The organism is Vibrio sp. 661 (genome assembly GCF_033339315.1).
Taxonomy (GTDB): domain Bacteria; phylum Pseudomonadota; class Gammaproteobacteria; order Enterobacterales; family Vibrionaceae; genus Vibrio; species Vibrio alginolyticus.
Genome location: NZ_JAWOUJ010000020.1, coordinates 18,595 through 32,853, shown reverse-complemented (window position 1 = coordinate 32,853; position 14,259 = coordinate 18,595). Strand labels below are relative to the sequence as shown.

Genomic DNA, 14,259 nt, shown 5'->3' with positions numbered 1-14,259 from the left:
GCTTTCATACCCAGGTCAATCTTGCTGAATCTCGCATATCTCGGTGACTTGGGTATATACTGCCCCTCTCTTTGACCAACTCTATTTCAATACCATGTTTGATATCGCTTTATACGAACCAGAAATCGCGCCGAACACCGGCAACATCATTCGACTATGCGCCAACTGCGGTGCAAACCTTCACTTAATTGAACCTCTGGGTTTCGATCTTGAAGAGAAAAAAGTCCGCCGTGCTGGTTTGGATTACCATGATTTAGCTCGCGTAACACGCCATAAAAACTATCAAGCGTTCTTAGAGTATTTAGAGACAGAGAGGCACGGTAACTACCGATTGTTTGCCTGCACCACCAAAACCACAGGTCACCACGTTGATGCACAATACCAAACGGGTGATGTTTTGATGTTTGGTCCAGAAACTCGTGGTTTGCCTGCTGAAATCATCGATAGCTTGCCAATGGAGCAGCGTATTCGCATTCCAATGATGCCGGACGCACGCAGCCTAAACCTTTCGAATGCCGTTGCGATCATTGCTTTTGAAGCATGGCGTCAAATGGGCTTTGAAGGCGCATTGTAAGCAGCACGAATTCCAAATACAGAAAAGGGCGCTTGGTGCGCCCTTTTGTTTTCTTTACTGACTAACTCAATCAGTTGAGCTTGTTGCGATCATCATCGTCTTTACGCTCGTATTCCCCTTCGAAGGTCTTGCCATTATCTGACTGGGAATCAAATGGGTCACGACGGAACGGGTCTTGCTCAAATGGCCCCTGGTTAGAGAAACCACCTTGGAAGCCACCGCCATGCATGGTTTTCACCACCATTTTGCTCATCAAGTATTTAGCTATCGCGGCGCGTGGCGCAGGAAGCAACACCAACATACCAAGGGCATCGGTCATAAAGCCCGGGGTTAACAGTAGCACGCCAGCCACCGCTAGCATTACGCCTTCAAAAATTTGCTGGGCTGGAATTTCACCTTGTTCAAGACGCCCCTGTACTGACATCAGTGTTTGTATACCTTGGCTACGAACCAACGATGCACCAACAAATGCCGTGATTAAGACTAGTGCAATGGTCGGCCATAAACCTAAAAAACCGCCCACCTGAATAAATAAGCCGATTTCAATGATCGGAACAAAAATAAACGCTAATAATAAGATAGGAAACACACGCCCTCCTTTGTTTAATTCAGTGTAATGGTAAAAGCAGACTAAGCTCAAACGAATCGTTGTAAAAAAGCGTGTTCATACTGGTCTCCTTCTTTTTTAGACAAAGTAGCGGGAGCGCGTTTCATTCAATTGCATACCGATTTTTTCGTGCTTTAAAGTGCTAATTTCGAACTCTAAAAACTCATGTTTGTCGAGGAAAATCGAGTACCCATAAAGGGTTATTAATAACCCGTTCATACTTTGCAAATTATTGACTCATGAAAAACGAAAAAGGTGATCTAGTTACTATTTTTATGCGCTAGGTGCAGTATCATGTGCCACATAAGTCAGGACGGATTTTCCAGCCAAAAATTCTGATGAATGGATTCTAGATTGCAGAAATGGCTAATAAATAACTTTATTCTCAGAATTATCATCTAAGGATCCTGCTATGGCTACCCTATCTGATGCTCCAAAAACAGCAAACCCAGCCACTCGTATTGAAGAAGATCTATTAGGTCAACGTCATGTCCCTGCAGATGCGTACTACGGTATTCATACGCTACGTGCGATCGAGAACTTCAACATCTCTAATATGACCATCTCTGACGTACCAGAATTTGTACGCGGCATGGTAATGACCAAAAAAGCAGCAGCGTTAGCAAACAAAGAACTTGGCGCTATTCCAAAAGACGTTGCAAACTACATCATCGAAGCGTGTGATTTGATCCTAGAAACTGGCAAGTGTATGGATCAGTTCCCATCAGACGTATTCCAAGGCGGTGCAGGCACTTCAGTTAACATGAACACGAACGAAGTGATCGCAAACGTTGCGCTTGAGTTGATGGGTAAAGAGAAAGGCCAATACGAATTTGTTAACCCAAATGACCATGTAAACAAGAGCCAATCAACCAACTGTGCGTACCCAACAGGTTTCCGTATTGCGGTATACAACAGCGTACACAAGCTAATGGAAGCAATTGAGTACCTAAAAGGCGCATTCGAACTTAAAGCCGTTGAGTTTAAAGATGTACTGAAAATGGGCCGTACTCAGCTTCAAGACGCAGTACCAATGACAGTAGGTCAAGAGTTCCATGCATGGGCGGTAACACTAAACGAAGAGATTCGTGCTCTAGATTACACATCTAAACTCCTCCTAGAAATCAACCTAGGCGCAACCGCAATCGGTACTGGTCTAAATACACCAACTGGCTACCAAGCGCTTGCAGTAAAACACCTAGCGGAAGTAACAGGCCTTGACGTTGTTGCAGCAGAAGACCTTATCGAAGCAACGTCTGACTGTGGTGCATACGTAATGACTCACGGCGCACTAAAACGTCTAGCAGTGAAACTATCGAAGATCTGTAACGACCTTCGTCTACTTTCTTCTGGTCCTCGTGCGGGTCTAAATGAATTGAACCTACCTGAAATGCAAGCAGGCTCTTCAATCATGCCAGCTAAAGTAAACCCAGTTATCCCAGAAGTAGTAAACCAAGTTTGCTTCAAAGTTCTCGGTAACGACAACACGGTTTCTTTCGCAGCAGAAGGCGGTCAGCTACAGCTAAACGTAATGGAACCTGTGATCGCACAAAGCGTGTTTGAGTCTATCTCTCTACTACACAACGCGTGTGTGAACTTACGTGATAAATGTATCGACGGCATCACTGTGAACAAAGAAGTTTGCGAAAACTACGTTTACAACTCTATCGGTATCGTCACTTACCTAAACCCATACATCGGCCACCACGAAGGTGACATCGTAGGTAAGATTTGTGCAGAAACTGGTAAAAGTGTTCGTGAAGTCGTGCTAGAGCGCGGTCTGCTTACAGCAGAGGAGCTTGATGAAATCTTGTCAGTAGAAAACTTCATGCATCCTACTTACAAAGCAAAACGTTACGAGTAATAACGAATCCGAAGGGGGCCACTCAGGCCCCTTTTTTAGGCTCTCATACGGTTAACCACATTTTTTATATGCTTTTATTGCCGCTAAACCACTAGGTTCTCATTCTCTGAGCATTTACTCCTGTTCCTGAGTGTTCAAAAAATCAGAATCAAATAAAAAACTAAAGAGGTATCAATATGGTCATGGTCGAACTCTTCGTGGTTCTGCTCTTCATCTATTTGGGGGCAAGAATCGGTGGTATCGGCATTGGTTTTGCCGGTGGTGCTGGGGTCATTGCGTTGTCTTTGATCTTGGGCGTACCAACAAGCCAAGCTTACATTCCCGTTGACGTAATTTTGATCATCATGTCTGTAATCACCGCTATCGCAGCAATGCAAGTAGCTGGTGGTTTAGACTGGATGGTGCAAGTTGCTGAAAACTTTTTGCGCAAGCATCCTGAGCGCATCACCTTTTATGCGCCTATCGTAACTTACCTAATGACATTAATGGCGGGTACTGGCCACACGGCATTCTCTACTTTGCCAGTGATTGCAGAAGTAGCGAAAGGCCAAGGCGTGCGCCCTTCTCGTCCACTGTCTATCGCGGTCGTAGCATCGCAAATCGCTATCACCGCATCACCAATCTCAGCGGCTGTTGTAGCGTTCGCGGCAATGCTGCACCCATTTGGCGTTGACTACCTAACACTACTAGCAATCTGTATCCCAACGACGTTCATCGCGTGCATGATCGGTGCGTTCGTGGCGAACTTCATGGGCTGTGAGCTAAAAGACGATGCTGAATACCAAGAGCGTCTAGAAAAAGGCTTAATCAAGCTAAATACAGAAGCAAAACGCGAAATCCTACCAACAGCGAAGAAAGCGACATTCATCTTCCTAGGCGCAATCGCATTTGTCGTGTGTTACGCAGCAGCAATTTCTGGCTCTGTTGGCCTTATCGAGAACCCTGCTCTAGGCCGTAACGAAGCTATCATGACGGTAATGCTAGCAGCTGCGGCAGCTATCGTAATGAGCTGTAAAATCGATGCTGGCAAAATCCCAGCAGCAGCAACATTCCGCTCTGGTATGACAGCGTGTGTGTGTGTTCTTGGTGTGGCATGGCTAGGTTCTACGTTCGTTAACGCGCACGTTGACGGCATCAAAGAAGTTGCGGGTGCGCTACTAGCAGACTACCCATGGATGCTAGCACTTGTTCTATTCTTCGCTTCAATGCTGCTTTACTCTCAAGGTGCAACCACGGTTGCGCTAATGCCAGCAGCACTTGCTATCGGTGTGGCACCACTTACCGCAGTTGCATCTTTCGCAGCAGTAAGTGCGCTATTCGTACTGCCAACTTACCCAACGCTACTTGCCGCGGTTGAGATGGACGACACGGGTTCAACTCGTATCGGTAAGTACGTATTCAACCACCCATTCTTTGTACCTGGTGTGGTAACCATCGCTTCTGCGGTAGCACTTGGCTTCGCATTCGGTGGTCTACTGATCTAGTAGAAACAGAGTCTTACTCGGGGAGCTTCGGCTCCCTTTTTTATTGCCTGTTGTCTTGATTTATGCTCAATAAATCTTCATTTTCATGAAACTTATTGACTCGCCTCCGGGTCTGATTGAGTTACACTAACGGCAATTATCTAAGATGAATTGACTCTTTTATGCGCGCATTACTTTCCGTTTTACTCTTAGGGCTCATTACCTTTTCCACTCCGTCTTTAGCTTTATTTGGCAAAGACCAGTTTAACAGTAGCCAGAACAACAGTTTTGGTAGCAGCAGCGACAGCTTTGTTCCGGTTGATCAGGCGTTTCCATTTAACTTCTACCAGCAAGATGACAAATTGATGCTCGATTGGCAGGTACGTGACGGGTACTACCTATATCAAGAGCGCTTGTCTGTAGCTGGTGAGAAAGTATCGCTAGGCGAACTGCAAATGGAAGACGGCACACCGCATAAAGATGAATTCTTTGGTGACGTGCATATCTATACTCAACCTCTCTTCGTTAATGTACCAATGCATGATTGGCAAGACGGTGCGCGCGTGGTGGTGCAATACCAAGGTTGTGCGAAAGCAGGCTTCTGTTACCCGCCAGAAACTCGCGTGATTCCTATCAACGCGTTTACTTCGTCGAACTCAGATTCAACAACGGCGACAACTGCATCAAAAGCAGAACAGGCACCAACAGCAACGCCACCAGCGGCGCAATCATCTACGTCTGGTGACACACCATCAGCGCCAGTAACACAGCAAGATAGCCTTGCAGCCAACCTTGCTGATAACTGGTGGACACCACTTCTGTTCTTGGCGCTTGGTGTGGGCTTGGCGTTTACACCTTGTGTGCTACCGATGTACCCAATTCTGACCAGCATAGTGCTTGGCAGTGGCAAACTAAGCCAACGCCGCGCGCTAGGCTTGTCATTCGTCTACGTGCAAGGCATGGCGCTGACTTACACCCTACTCGGCCTTGTGGTCGCGTCTGCTGGCATGCAGTTCCAAGCGGCAATGCAACACCCTTATGTGCTGATTGGTTTGAGCGTACTGTTCATCGCACTCGCTTTGTCTATGTTTGGTGTTTATAACCTGCAACTGCCAAGTGGCGTGCAAACGTGGTTAAACAACCTCAGCAACAAACAACAAGGCGGCAGCAGTGCAGGCGTATTCGCTATGGGGGCGATTTCTGGACTGGTGTGCTCACCATGTACCACAGCGCCTCTGTCTGGTGCGCTACTTTACGTTGCACAAAGCGGCGATTTGCTTACCGGTGGTATCGCGTTATACGCGCTGGCGATGGGCATGGGTATTCCGCTGATTCTTGTTGCGGTCTTCGGCAACAAACTGCTACCAAAAGCAGGTGGTTGGATGGACCGAGTGAAAACACTCTTCGGCTTTATTCTGCTTGCCGCACCTATCTTCTTACTAGAACGCATCATGCCAGAAATGTGGTCAACGATTCTGTGGTCAGCACTGGGTATTGCTGCTTTTGGTTGGCTATACCACATCAAAAACAGTCTAGAGTTTGGTGGCTGGAAACAAAGTGCCGTGGGCATAATCACCGTCTTAGGTTTGCTAGCCTCAGCACAACCTATCTTAAATTACTGGTTTGGCAACAGCACAACACAAACTCAGCAAGCCACTGTTAGCTTTACTCGCATTGCTAACGTGGCGGAGCTTGAAGAACAACTGGCACTTGCGAAAGCGGCAAGTAAACCCGTCATGCTCGATTTCTACGCCGATTGGTGTGTAGCATGTAAAGAGTTTGAAAAGTACACCTTCCATGACCCAAGCGTCGAAGCCAAACTGCAAGACTTCGTTCTTCTGCAAGCGGACGTGACCAAAAACCAAGTGCAAGACATCGAACTACTGAAGCACATGAGTGTGCTTGGTTTACCAACAATTGAGTTTTGGGATGCCAGTGGTGAACACGTTTCAAACGCTCGTTTGACGGGCTTTATGCAAGCCGAGCCTTTCTTAGAGCATATCAAGCAGTTCTGATAACCAGATATTCAAACGCCAGTGATGTCCACTGGCGTTTTTTATTGCTCAGATTTGAATAAGAACATTGCGTTTATATGCAATTTTCCTAATAAAAGTCGATTTGGTTCAGACTTTTAGCGAATAAATATTGTCCACTCTCTCAAAGCTGGACAATAATAAATTTAACGAAATAGTCAAAAGTGTTTAACGTCATGGATTCGACCTACACCATCATTATTGCAGATGATCACCCACTCTTCCGGAATGCCTTGTTTCAATCTATCCACATGGCTATTAGTGGTGCAAATTTGCTGGAAGCGGACTCACTCGACGCACTTCTGGCTTTGTTGGAGCGAGAGGAAGAGCCAGATTTAGTGCTATTGGATCTCAAAATGCCAGGAGCAAATGGTATGTCTGGCTTGATTCATTTGCGAGCAGAGCATCCAGATTTACCTATCGTCGTCGTTTCAGCGAGTGAAGAGCCGGCGATCGTGACGCAGGTGAAAAGCCATGGTGCATTTGGTTTTATTCCCAAGTCCAGCGACATGCGCGAATTAGTGAACGCGCTCAATCAAGTGCTGAATGGCGACCCATACTTCCCTGAAGGGTTGATCACCAATAACGCGGCATGTAATGACTTAGCGGAAAAGATTGCTGCGCTAACACCGCAGCAATATAAAGTGTTGGGAATGTTGTCCGATGGCTTGCTGAACAAGCAAATCGCTTACGAATTGAATGTTTCAGAAGCCACCATAAAAGCGCACATGACAGCTATTTTCCGTAAGCTCGGTGTAAAGAACCGCACGCAAGCCGTGATTATGCTGACGGAAATGAGCGACTAGATTGACGTCTTATCGTCAGACTTACTTTTTTCGTTTGGCAATCGGATACCGACTTTCGTGACCTGCTGATCAACAACATCAGCGACGATCCAATGCAAACCTTGCCACTCGAAATGGTCTCCCAATACTGGCGTGCTACCTAATTGCTCTTCGACAAGGTTTCTCAAACTTTTATCCAGCGGTTCATCCCCCAGATTCAAACCATACATCACGGCAATATCGGCAAGCTTCACTTCAATATCGAGGAAGAAGTCACCGAAGAATCGCGCTAGCGACGCTTTCTCTGGGGCTTCACTAAACAGTAAGCTCAGTGCATCTAAATCCTTTTCTTGTGCTAATACACACAAGGTATCATCTTCCTCAAGACGCGTACTGCCGGATGGGTGCAATAGCTCTTTACTGCGAAATACAGCGGCGATACGCGTTCCTTCCGGCATCGAAAGACTACGTAATGGCTCACCAATGCACCATTTATCTGCTTTAAGTCTATAGATAAACAGCTCCCACTCACTGGTCGGGTAAATCTCTACACCCGTACGCGAAATTGGCTCAGGCTTAGAAGGTAGCTCGACCTTTGCAAGAGACATCGCCTTGGTCAACGTCCCCCCTTGCACTATCAAAGACACCATTACAACAAAGAATGCCAAATTGAAGTACAGTTGAGCATCTGGCAATCCTGCCATCATTGGAAATACCGCGAGGATGATAGGTACAGCGCCACGCAATCCTACCCAAGAGACAAACCACTTTTCACGTGGCGTGAAACTCTTGAATGGCAGTAAACCAATCCAAACTGAGATTGGTCGGGCAAACAAAATCATCCCGAAGGCAAGCGCAAGACCTGGCAACGCAATAGAGAGTAAATTAGATGGTGTAACCAACAAGCCAAGCACCAAAAACATACCAATTTGAGCTAGCCACGTCATACCATCTAAAACATGAAGAATAGAGTGTCGGCTGCGTGTTGGACGGTTACCTAATAAAAGACCAACGAGGTAAATCGACAAAATACCACTGCCACCCAAAGTGTTAGATAAAGCAAAAATAAGCAAGCCACCACTGACCGTTAAAATAGAATACAGCCCATCTGGTAATTGATTGCGATTGATAACTTTCCATAAGATCCAGCCACCAGCGAAGCCAAGTAACGCGCCGATACCAAACTGCTTAAGAAAACTGAACGCCAAAAAGCCCGCACTTAAATCTGCGCCAGGGTTCGCTAAAATAGCAATCAGAGTTACGGTCAGAAACACCGCCATAGGGTCATTGGTGCCGGATTCAATTTCCAGCGTTGAACCAACACGTTCGTTCAGGCTACGACCTTTGAGTAGAGAGAAGACCGCGGCAGCATCGGTGGAACCAACAATCGCACCAACCAATATGCCTTGCAATAAATCTAAGTCGAATAACCACGTTGCCATCAGCCCGGTTAAAATGGTGGTGATCGCAACGCCAAATGTCGCCAAAGAGACCGAGGGCCATAACGCAACCCTAAAGCTGGCGACCCGCGTTCTCATCCCACCATCAAGCAAAATGATGGCTAATGCGAGGTTACTAACCAAATAAGCGATCGAAAAGTTATCGAATAAAATGCCGCCTAAGCCGTCTTCCCCCGCTAGCATTCCAACGGCTAAAAATACCAAAAGAATTGGGATTCCCAACTTAGAAGACACTGGGCTTAAAAGAACGCTAAGTGCGATTAACAACGCACCTATTAGAAAAAAACTGTTAATGGTGTCTGCGTCCATTCTCACCCTCCCTTAATGAAAAACGATAATAATTGTGATGAGCAAGGCTACTTCGTTAATGAGGTAATGCCCTAATCTGCCTCCCCTTTACACCGTCTCAAAATGCGAGGTTGTACGAGAATGACTCAGTTATATTACTTTATTGTGCGTTAAAACGGTGATTTGATGCGAAAACTTTATGTAAATAAATTACTTGTGAGCTTTCTTATCTACGCCTTCTCTCTTTAAGAGCCACAAGATCACCACCAATACTTACACAGCATCTCCAAGTTCAATGAAGAAAAGATTAATGGCCCGTCTTAATCATGCCTGTTTATCCAATCAACCTTTAGACCTTTGGCTAACTTAACAGTTTATTAACATAACGTTTTACCCCTTTGTTCGCTGCAAAAGCCCATAATATGGGGGTTCTTCATTTTTAACACCCCGACTAAAGTTGAAAAGAGTTATTGCCAACACCTTGCTAATGTACATATTGAAACATTTCATTAACAACAATACCAATCGTAAGGAGACGGCAATGGCATTTGAAAGCGAAGAAAGAGCCAAAGCCTATTGGGACAAAAACGTGAAGCTCATGATCGGCCTAATGGTCATCTGGTTCGTCGTGTCTTTCGGCTGCGGCATTTTATTTGTCGACGTACTAAATCAATTTCAACTAGGCGGTTACAAACTCGGTTTCTGGTTTGCTCAACAAGGCTCCATCTATGCGTTCCTAGGAATTATTTTCTATTACGCATGGAAGATGCGCCAAATTGACCGTGAATTCGGCGTGGACGAATAAGGAGTCACTCAGATGGATTTGAAAACTATTACCTACCTGGTCGTTGGCGCCACGTTCATCCTGTACATCGGGATTGCTATTTGGGCTCGCGCCGGCTCAACCAAAGAGTTTTATGTTGCTGGTGGCGGTGTAAACCCGATTGCAAACGGTATGGCAACCGCAGCCGATTGGATGTCCGCAGCGTCGTTTATCTCAATGGCAGGCTTAATTGCCTTCATGGGCTATGGCGGCTCAGTATTTCTAATGGGTTGGACTGGTGGCTACGTTCTGCTTGCGCTGTTGCTAGCACCTTACCTACGCAAATTTGGTAAGTTTACGGTGCCAGAGTTTGTTGGTGAACGCTTTTACTCCAACACAGCACGTATCGTAGCGGTTGTTTGTCTTATCATCGCATCAGTGACTTATGTTATCGGTCAGATGAAAGGCGTGGGCGTTGCGTTTGGTCGCTTCTTAGAAGTGGATTACTCCACTGGCCTATTAATTGGTATGTGTATCGTTTTCATGTACGCGGTTCTTGGCGGCATGAAAGGCATCACTTACACGCAGATTGCTCAATATTGCGTACTCATTCTTGCTTACACTATCCCTGCAATCTTTATCTCTCTGCAACTCACTGGTAACCCAATCCCACAAATTGGTCTAGGGAGTACCATGGCTGGTACCGATGTCTATCTACTCGATCGGCTTGACCAAGTGGTGACCGAACTCGGATTCAGTGAATACACGACCCAAGTACGTGGCGACACACTTAATATGTTTGTCTACACCATGTCACTGATGATTGGTACTGCCGGTCTACCACACGTAATTATCCGTTTCTTTACCGTGCCGAAGGTTCGCGACGCACGTACATCAGCAGGCTGGGCTCTGATCTTCATCGCAATCCTTTACACTACTGCACCAGCGGTATCAGCGATGGCTCGTCTCAACCTAATGAATACGGTAAATCCAGCTCCGGGTCAGCACCTAGCGTATGACGAGCGTCCTGCGTGGTTCAAAAACTGGGAAACAACTGGACTACTCGGTTTTGACGATAAAAATGGCGATGGCAATATCCAATACACTTCAGATGCGTCCACCAACGAACTGCGCGTTGATAACGACATCATGGTATTGGCTAACCCAGAGATCGCTAAACTACCAAACTGGGTGATCGCACTTGTGGCAGCAGGTGGTCTTGCAGCTGCACTATCTACCGCAGCAGGTTTACTACTCGCCATTTCTTCAGCTATTTCCCATGACTTAATCAAAGGGGTTATCAATCCGAACATATCCGAGAAAAAAGAGCTACTTGCTAGTCGAATATCAATGGCAGTAGCGATAGCAGCCGCAGGCTATCTCGGTTTAAATCCGCCTGGATTTGCCGCAGGTACGGTAGCACTCGCCTTTGGTCTTGCCGCTTCATCCATCTTCCCTGCATTGATGATGGGCATCTTCAGCAAGAGCATCAACAAAGAAGGCGCAATCGCCGGTATGATTGCGGGTATCAGTATTACGCTGTTCTACGTATTCCAACACAAAGGCATCCTTTTCGTTGCTGATTGGAAATATCTAGAAAGCTGGGGAACAAACTGGTTCCTGGGTATTGAGCCAAACGCGTTTGGTGCTATTGGCGCACTATTTAACTTCATCGTCGCATTCGCTGTCTCCAAAGTAACAGCAGAAACGCCACAAGAAGTAAAAGACCTAGTCGAACACGTTCGCGTGCCAGTAGGTGCTGGTAGTGCAGTGGATCACTAAAAACTAATCAAAACCACAAAAGCCCCGTTTGGAACCAGCCGTCCGGGGCTTTTTTATTCTCACTTTTCAGTTACCATATTCGCAGTATGTCGTTGCAAGGAAGCCAAGATGTTCAAAAACAAGCACTTTATTCTCGCTCTACTGATTGCGCCAGTTCTCTCTTTGATCGCTTACTTCGGTACCGATATGGCCCTCAGCGAGAAGCCCCACGCGGCGCAAGAAGGGGAAACTTACAAACTCGCGAGTAAGTCTAATTGTCGTTACACCAGTGGTCTGTGTGATATGGAAAATGGCGATTTTAAAGTGAAATTTCGCTCGGAAAAACTCACTAAAAATAACTTAGAATTGTCACTCAACGCCGCTTACCCACTCGAAGGTGTTAAAGTTTCTATTGTGAGTGACAAAGAGAAAAACGCTCAACCGATTGATATGAAGCCCGCCGATCAAGCAGGCCAAAGCTGGTACATCACCTTACCAAAGCCTGCATCTGCAGAAAGCTGGTTAAGAGTCGTCATTCAATCAGGCGGCACACTGTATTATGGTGAAACGCAAACCGCATTTGTGAAGTACGAAACCTTATTTACTGAATAACGGCGACAAGCTAATTCACCGGTATTCAAACGACAGCGACTTAGTTTCACTCAGCATAAATGAATTCCTACTCAGCCGACGCCTTTGCGTCGGCTTTTGTTTCCGTAAGTCTTTCTTCAACAACCTCTTACTCTAAAAAGGGTTGCCAACCCACAACTTAATTGATAATAATTATCATTACATTTAATGAGAGGTGGTTATGGACAACAAACGGGACATCTTTAACGCATTTTTTAAAGCCCAAGATAGATTCCTTCTCGCCGCACCACATGGCTTTGAGCCAGACGTGATTCATGACTATATTCATTGGGGAATGGTGTTGTCTTCTTGTTATGAACACGATGCCGATGAAGAAAATCTATTGTTGTGTGAGCTGTTTTTACGTCAGGTTTATTTCCATTTACTAGACGCAATTCAAGACTCAACTCGCAGTCGTATCTTCCGTCGTGTCTGTCTCGATTCTATCCATACGCCATTATTTTGCCTCAAACGCTATTACTACCAGTTTGAACAAGGCGACGTGAAATTTCTCGCACTACAACAACAATTACGCCTGATTCAAATCTCACTCGATTAACCAAAAGGATCCCTACCATGAGCACCGAATTCCGCATAGAAACTGACAGTATGGGCGAAGTAACGGTCCCTGCAGATGCTCTCTACCAAGCCCAGACTCAACGCGCCGTCGATAACTTCTCATTCAGTCAACATAAAATGCCATCTGGTTTTATCAAAGCGTTAGCACACATCAAGCAGACTGCGGCACTCACCAACGCACAGCTAGGGCTGCTTGAGGGAGATATTGCCAACGCGATTGCTGACGCAGCTCAAGCAATTATCGAAGGCAATCATATTGAGCAATTCCCAATTGACGTGTTCCAAACGGGATCTGGCACTAGCTCAAATATGAATGCGAATGAAGTAATTGCAACACTGGCCTCCCAGCATCTAGGCGGCACTGTCAGCCCTAATGATCACGTCAACATAGGACAAAGCAGCAACGATGTGGTACCGACGGCCATTCAAGTTAGCGCAGCATTAGCCATTGAAAAACAGCTCTTCCCGGCCCTGTCACACCTAAGCCAAACACTAGAGTCTAAGCAACAAGCATTGAAAGATGTTGTAAAAACCGGTCGCACCCACTTAATGGATGCGATGCCAATTACCTTTGCTCAAGAACTTGGCGGTTGGCAGTTCCAAATCGAGCATGCAAAACAAGCGATTGAACAAGCTCTTCCTGCTGTAAAAGCCTTAGCCCAAGGTGGTACGGCAGTTGGAACGGGGATCAATGCCGATCCACGCTTTGCAGACTTATTCGCTAGCAACCTAACCCAGTCAACTCGTATTCAGTTCACGGCCAGTGATAACTTCTTTTTCAATTTAAGCAGTCAAGATGCGATCGTCGCTCTGTCGGGACAGCTCAAAACAGCAGCAGTTGCGATCATGAAGATCGCAAATGATCTTCGTTGGATGAATTCAGGCCCATTGGCTGGTTTAGGTGAGATTGAATTACAAGGCTTGCAACCGGGTTCTTCCATCATGCCTGGCAAAGTAAATCCTGTGATCCCAGAAGCCGCAGCTATGGCATCAGCGCAAGTCATTGGTAATGACACCACCATTACCGTCGCAGGCCAAGCGGGCAACTTCCAGCTTAACGTCATGCTGCCAGTTATTGCTCATAACGTATTGGAGAGCATCGAGTTACTCTCTAACAGCGCAACCGCTTTAGCTGACAAAGCCATTGCGACGTTTGAAGTTCGCCAAGATAACTTGGATGTAGCACTCGCCAAAAACCCTATTTTGGTCACGGCTCTCAACCCGGTCATTGGTTACCTAAAAGCGGCAGAAGTCGCGAAAAAAGCCTACAAACAGGGACGCGCGATTATTGATGTCGCGGAAGAAGAAACTGATTTGGATAGAGCCACACTAGAGCGATTGCTTAATCCAGCCAAACTGACTCAAGGCGGCGTCGCAGAATAAGCGGCAAACTCAGCCTATCAACTAAGATTACAAACATCGAGACCTCCATTCGGAGGTCTCTTTTTATAG

At 46.2% G+C, this 14,259-nt stretch carries 12 protein-coding genes; 10 read left to right on the top strand and 2 right to left on the bottom strand.

What is annotated here, in order from left to right:
- Positions 1-94: 94 nt before the first annotated feature.
- On the top strand, positions 95-574 hold the full coding sequence (gene trmL, locus R7P69_RS21745; RefSeq protein ID WP_318121690.1) for a tRNA (uridine(34)/cytosine(34)/5-carboxymethylaminomethyluridine(34)-2'-O)-methyltransferase TrmL: 480 nt from the start codon (positions 95-97) through the stop codon (positions 572-574).
- 70 nt (positions 575-644) lie between these two features.
- On the opposite strand, the gene R7P69_RS21740 is transcribed toward trmL, so the two are convergent.
- On the bottom strand, positions 645-1,163 hold the full coding sequence (locus R7P69_RS21740) for an FxsA family protein (protein ID WP_005386383.1): 519 nt from the start codon (positions 1,161-1,163) through the stop codon (positions 645-647).
- Positions 1,164-1,593: 430 nt separating this feature from the next.
- Here R7P69_RS21740 and aspA point away from each other — a divergent pair, with 430 nt between their 5' ends.
- The 4 genes from aspA (at position 1,594) to R7P69_RS21720 (ending at position 7,347) form a co-directional block, all read left to right on the top strand.
- The gene (gene aspA, locus R7P69_RS21735) at positions 1,594-3,045 is read left to right on the top strand and encodes an aspartate ammonia-lyase (RefSeq protein WP_005382379.1); all 1,452 of its coding nucleotides are present in this window, start codon (positions 1,594-1,596) and stop codon (positions 3,043-3,045) included.
- A gap of 176 nt (positions 3,046-3,221) precedes the next feature.
- Positions 3,222-4,529: an anaerobic C4-dicarboxylate transporter gene (locus tag R7P69_RS21730; protein WP_005382378.1), complete on the top strand. Its 1,308-nt coding sequence runs from the start codon at positions 3,222-3,224 to the stop codon at positions 4,527-4,529.
- A gap of 161 nt (positions 4,530-4,690) precedes the next feature.
- Positions 4,691-6,523 carry a protein-disulfide reductase DsbD gene (locus R7P69_RS21725; protein WP_149192318.1) on the top strand — a complete coding sequence of 611 codons (1,833 nt, stop codon included), beginning with the start codon at positions 4,691-4,693 and terminating at the stop codon, positions 6,521-6,523.
- A gap of 194 nt (positions 6,524-6,717) precedes the next feature.
- Positions 6,718-7,347 (top strand): response regulator, encoded by a 630-nt coding sequence (locus R7P69_RS21720; RefSeq protein WP_005382375.1) that lies wholly within the window; start codon positions 6,718-6,720, stop codon positions 7,345-7,347.
- On the opposite strand, the gene R7P69_RS21715 is transcribed toward R7P69_RS21720, so the two are convergent.
- On the bottom strand, positions 7,344-9,095 hold the full coding sequence (locus tag R7P69_RS21715; RefSeq protein ID WP_005382374.1) for a potassium/proton antiporter: 1,752 nt from the start codon (positions 9,093-9,095) through the stop codon (positions 7,344-7,346). The two genes, R7P69_RS21720 and R7P69_RS21715, sit on opposite strands and share 4 nt — an antisense overlap.
- A gap of 520 nt (positions 9,096-9,615) precedes the next feature.
- On the opposite strand from R7P69_RS21715, the gene R7P69_RS21710 reads away from it, so the two are divergent.
- The 5 genes from R7P69_RS21710 (at position 9,616) to R7P69_RS21690 (ending at position 14,190) form a co-directional block, all read left to right on the top strand.
- Positions 9,616-9,879, top strand: a complete 264-nt coding sequence (locus R7P69_RS21710) for a DUF4212 domain-containing protein (protein ID WP_005382373.1) — start codon at positions 9,616-9,618, stop codon at positions 9,877-9,879.
- Between the two features lie 12 nt (positions 9,880-9,891).
- Positions 9,892-11,619, top strand: coding sequence for a sodium:solute symporter family protein (locus R7P69_RS21705; RefSeq protein WP_005382372.1), 1,728 nt, complete (start codon positions 9,892-9,894; stop codon positions 11,617-11,619).
- Between the two features lie 108 nt (positions 11,620-11,727).
- Complete coding sequence (locus tag R7P69_RS21700; protein ID WP_005382371.1) at positions 11,728-12,210, top strand: hypothetical protein; 483 nt, start codon at positions 11,728-11,730, stop codon at positions 12,208-12,210.
- 199 nt (positions 12,211-12,409) lie between these two features.
- Positions 12,410-12,787, top strand: coding sequence for a hypothetical protein (locus tag R7P69_RS21695; RefSeq protein ID WP_005382370.1), 378 nt, complete (start codon positions 12,410-12,412; stop codon positions 12,785-12,787).
- A 17-nt stretch (positions 12,788-12,804) separates the two neighbouring features.
- Positions 12,805-14,190, top strand: coding sequence for a class II fumarate hydratase (locus R7P69_RS21690; RefSeq protein ID WP_238952141.1), 1,386 nt, complete (start codon positions 12,805-12,807; stop codon positions 14,188-14,190).
- Positions 14,191-14,259 lie beyond the last annotated feature (69 nt).

Coding starts and splice junctions, on each gene's coding strand:
- R7P69_RS21690 (WP_238952141.1), top strand. CDS start 12,805: ATGAGCACCGAATTCCGCATAGAAACTGACAGTATGGGCGAAGTAACG.
- R7P69_RS21705 (WP_005382372.1), top strand. CDS start 9,892: ATGGATTTGAAAACTATTACCTACCTGGTCGTTGGCGCCACGTTCATC.
- trmL (WP_318121690.1), top strand. CDS start 95: ATGTTTGATATCGCTTTATACGAACCAGAAATCGCGCCGAACACCGGC.
- R7P69_RS21695 (WP_005382370.1), top strand. CDS start 12,410: ATGGACAACAAACGGGACATCTTTAACGCATTTTTTAAAGCCCAAGAT.
- aspA (WP_005382379.1), top strand. CDS start 1,594: ATGGCTACCCTATCTGATGCTCCAAAAACAGCAAACCCAGCCACTCGT.
- R7P69_RS21700 (WP_005382371.1), top strand. CDS start 11,728: ATGTTCAAAAACAAGCACTTTATTCTCGCTCTACTGATTGCGCCAGTT.
- R7P69_RS21720 (WP_005382375.1), top strand. CDS start 6,718: ATGGATTCGACCTACACCATCATTATTGCAGATGATCACCCACTCTTC.
- R7P69_RS21710 (WP_005382373.1), top strand. CDS start 9,616: ATGGCATTTGAAAGCGAAGAAAGAGCCAAAGCCTATTGGGACAAAAAC.
- R7P69_RS21715 (WP_005382374.1), bottom strand. CDS start 9,095: ATGGACGCAGACACCATTAACAGTTTTTTTCTAATAGGTGCGTTGTTA.
- R7P69_RS21725 (WP_149192318.1), top strand. CDS start 4,691: ATGCGCGCATTACTTTCCGTTTTACTCTTAGGGCTCATTACCTTTTCC.
- R7P69_RS21730 (WP_005382378.1), top strand. CDS start 3,222: ATGGTCATGGTCGAACTCTTCGTGGTTCTGCTCTTCATCTATTTGGGG.